Below are 3,375 nucleotides of genomic sequence, written 5' to 3'. Positions count from 1 at the left end.
TCCGCCGCCGCCGCGCGCGCCGCCTTGATGTTTGCAGCATAGATCTCGCGATCGAGATTGGCGAGGTCCCGATCGGCACAGATCGCTTTTTCCACGGCGCGTCGCGCCGCGGCGCAATTGAAGCTCGGCCTGCCATCGACCGCCATCATTGCGCCCAGGCGCTCCAGTTCCTGCGCCAGCGCGCGATAGTTGCTTCTTGCCGCGGGATGATCCGGATACAGCTTGAGCGCGGCGGCAAAATCGGCCAGCGCCTTCGGCCGCTCTCCCTTCTTCCACCACAGCTCGCCACGGCTGTTGTAGACGTCCGCCAAGCTTGGATCGAGCCGCAGCACGGTGTCGTCATCGGCGATCGCACGATCGATCTGACCTTTGCGGCTGAAGACGCCGGCTCGCGCGATCAGCGCCTTGATCAGGTCGGGCTTTGCAGTCCTGCCGTTGCCGATCAACACGCCGCAGGCGATCGCGATCGTCTCGTCGTCATTGGCCGAGATCGCTGCCAGGCAGGGCGCCGGATCGAACGGCGGCTCCTTTTCCGGCTCGGTCCCGGTCGCATAGGCGGCATGGGCCGACGCGACGGCCACCACCGCCGCCGCCATACAACGCGTCATGGTGATGAACACGGGCCGCATCGACTGGGCCAGACGCAGCTCACCCCGCCTTGCAGGTCAACCCGCCATCGACCACGAGCTCGATGCCGGTGACGTAGCGCGACTCGTCGGAGGCCAAAAACAGCGCCGCATTGGCGACGTCCCAGGCTTCGCCCATATGTCCCATCGGCACCTGGGAGTCGCGGGCGCGCCACATCGCCTCGACATCGCCGTTGGCGTAGCTTGCCGCCAGCCCCGCGGAATGCTCGACCATCGGCGTCTTCATCAGCCCGGGCAGGATCGCATTGACACGGACATAGTCCGCCGCGAACTCGACCGCGGTGGTGCGCGTCATCTGGTTCATCGCAGCCTTGCTGGCGCCGTAGCTGACATAGGAGACGCCGACATGGCGGATCGAGGCGATCGACGAGATGTTGATGATCGAGCCGCCGCCCTGCCGCACCATCACCGGAATGACGTGCTTCATGGTAAGATAGGCGCTCTTGAGGTTGACGGCGAAGACGCGGTCCCATTCGGTTTCCACCACCTCCACCACGCTTCCCATCTCTGCGATGCCGACATTGTTGTCCAGCACGTCGATGCGGCCGAACGCCTTGAGGCAGGCCGCGACCATCGCCTCGACCTCGTCGGCGCGGGAGACGTCGGCGGTATAGGCGACGGCGTTGCCGCCCTCGCCCGTGATGATGCCCACGGTCTCCTCGGCTGCGGCGGCGTTGCGATCGACGCAGAACACCTGCGCGCCCTCGCGCGCGAAGGTCACTGCGGTCGCCTTGCCGTTGCCCCAGCCGGGGCCGATCGAGCCGGCACCCACCACCATCGCGGTCTTGCCCTTGAGCCGATCCATCATCCTCTCCCATTCATATTGTCGTTTGCAGACGTGTTTCACTTGCCATTGAAACGGGCTGCCGACAAGGCGCGCCTCACAGGCCTTCACGGCCCGCTTCGCACTGGTCAATGCGCATTTCACTCCGTAGTCTGGCATGGCGAAACCGGCCCGCGAGAGGCCGGTCCAAACGGGAGAACGCCATTATGCCTATCAACCGCGCAGTTCGATCGGCGCTCGGCGCAGCGCTGCTGCTCTGCGGCTCCAGCCTCCTCACGCAAGCGCTCGCCAGGCCGTTCATGATCGTCGGTCTCGACGAGAAAATCGTCTGGGACGGCGACGGCAAGCCAATCCTGTCGCCCGACGGCAAGGACCAGGTCCTGATCGTCGATCTCGCCGATCCCGAACGCCCGAACATCGTCGCCAGCTTACCTTTGAAGAACTCGGTGGTCGGACCGCCGGTCAATCTCGACATTGATCCGACCGGGACGGTGGCGCTGGTGGCGGATTCCATCGACGTCACCAAGGAGGGCGAGGCGCTGAAGCAGGTTCCTGACGACAAGATCTACGTCATCGATCTCAAGGCCAACCCGCCGAAGCTCGCGGCGACGCTGAGCGGCGGCAAGCAGCCATCAGGCCTGAGCTTCAGCCCGGACGGCAAGATGGCGCTGGTCGCCAACCGCGGCGACAACTCGATCAGCGTGCTCTCGATCAACGGCACCGACGTCAAGATCACCGACACGGTGGCGATGCCCGATAGCGTCTCGCAGGTGGTGTTCACGCCCGACGGCAAGCGCGCGCTGGCCACGCGGTTCCCGGCGCACAAGCTGTCCATCCTGGACGTCGCCGGCGGCAAGGTGACCTATGGCAAGATCGATCTGCCGACCGGACAATGGCCCTACAATGTGGTGGTATCGCCCGACGGCAAGCTGGCGCTGACCTCCGACAATGGCGGCGCCGGCTCCTCCGACGGCAGCGTCGACACCACGAGCGTCGTCGATCTCGAGGCCAGCCCGCCGCGGATCATCGACCGCGTCGTGGTCGGCGACGGTCCGGAGGGACTCGCGATCAGCCCCAAGGGCGATCTTGCGGTCGCCGCCATCCTGCGCGGCTCCAACATGAAGAACGCCTATTTCTACCAGAAGAACGGCAGCCTCTCGATCCTCAAGATCGACGGCAAGAAGGTCACCAAGACCCAGGACATCGAGGTCGGAGGCCTGCCGGAAGCGGTCGCCTTCACGCCGGACGGCAACTACATTCTTGCCGGCAACTTCCTGGATCAGGATTTTTCGATCCTGAGGGTTGACGGCACCACGGTCACCGACACCGGCAAGCGCTTCAAGGTGCCCGGTCATCCCGCCTCGGCCCGCATGGGACACTAGATCAGAAGCGCGGCGGCATCAGCCGCCGCGCTCGAACCCGCAGGTCGCGTTCATTGGAACGTCATGTCCAGGCATTTGGAGATGTCCGAGCCGAGACCCGAGGAGATCGTGATGCAGCCGCGCACCTTCTGTTGCGTGGTGTCGGCGGCCCAGATCGCATAACCGCCCGTGCCGAAAAACGAATTGGTGTTCGGCGGTTCGGTTTCGGTAGCGTCGAAATCGTAGCTCGAATCATTCTCAAAGATGCGCGGCTTCTTGGTGCAGCCGCCGTCTGTCGTGACGTTGATGACCTCCTTGTTGTCACGTGTCAGCGCAAGCGACACCTGGCAGCGGAAATATTCCGAGGTCTTGGCGTTGAAGAGGTAGGCGTAGGACTTGCAGGTCGCGGTGTTGAGCTTGCCGGGCGCGAGCCCCCGGCTGCAGGCGATCCGCTGGTTATGGCTGAGCTTGAATGCCTCATCGGCACGGGCGAAGGAAACCAGCGTCACAAGCGACAGCGCAGCACACAAGCAAATTTTCATGACGTGGTTCATCCGAATCATCCCTATGAACTATCTTGTAG

4 protein-coding genes are annotated in these 3,375 nt (G+C 64.0%); 1 reads left to right on the top strand and 3 read right to left on the bottom strand.

Going from position 1 to position 3,375, the window contains the following annotated elements; genetic code table 11:
• Both WCB02_RS03860 and WCB02_RS03855 read right to left on the bottom strand, forming a co-directional pair.
• Positions 1-608, bottom strand: a 608-nt coding sequence (locus WCB02_RS03860; protein ID WP_423956516.1) for a tetratricopeptide repeat protein, incomplete at its 3' end; no start/stop codon positions are given.
• A gap of 40 nt (positions 609-648) precedes the next feature.
• Complete coding sequence (locus WCB02_RS03855; RefSeq protein WP_423956515.1) at positions 649-1,452, bottom strand: SDR family NAD(P)-dependent oxidoreductase; 804 nt, start codon at positions 1,450-1,452, stop codon at positions 649-651.
• Between the two features lie 185 nt (positions 1,453-1,637).
• Between WCB02_RS03855 and WCB02_RS03850 the strand changes: the two genes are divergently transcribed.
• Positions 1,638-2,813 carry a YncE family protein gene (locus WCB02_RS03850; RefSeq protein ID WP_423956514.1) on the top strand — a complete coding sequence of 392 codons (1,176 nt, stop codon included), beginning with the start codon at positions 1,638-1,640 and terminating at the stop codon, positions 2,811-2,813.
• Between the two features lie 50 nt (positions 2,814-2,863).
• On the opposite strand, the gene WCB02_RS03845 is transcribed toward WCB02_RS03850, so the two are convergent.
• Complete coding sequence (locus WCB02_RS03845) at positions 2,864-3,346, bottom strand: hypothetical protein (RefSeq protein WP_423956513.1); 483 nt, start codon at positions 3,344-3,346, stop codon at positions 2,864-2,866.
• Between the last annotated feature and the right edge of the window lie 29 nt (positions 3,347-3,375).

Source organism: Bradyrhizobium sp. (genome assembly GCF_049581145.1).
Lineage (GTDB): Bacteria > Pseudomonadota > Alphaproteobacteria > Rhizobiales > Xanthobacteraceae > Bradyrhizobium.
Note: the sequence above shows the minus strand (reverse complement) of the source record. Positions and strands in the feature narration are given on the sequence as shown.

What these genes read in the sequence shown, in the direction of transcription:
- WCB02_RS03855 (WP_423956515.1), bottom strand. Translation starts at nt 1,452, where the DNA reads ATGGATCGGCTCAAGGGCAAGACCGCGATGGTGGTGGGTGCCGGCTCG.
- WCB02_RS03850 (WP_423956514.1), top strand. Translation starts at nt 1,638, where the DNA reads ATGCCTATCAACCGCGCAGTTCGATCGGCGCTCGGCGCAGCGCTGCTG.
- WCB02_RS03845 (WP_423956513.1), bottom strand. Translation starts at nt 3,346, where the DNA reads ATGAACCACGTCATGAAAATTTGCTTGTGTGCTGCGCTGTCGCTTGTG.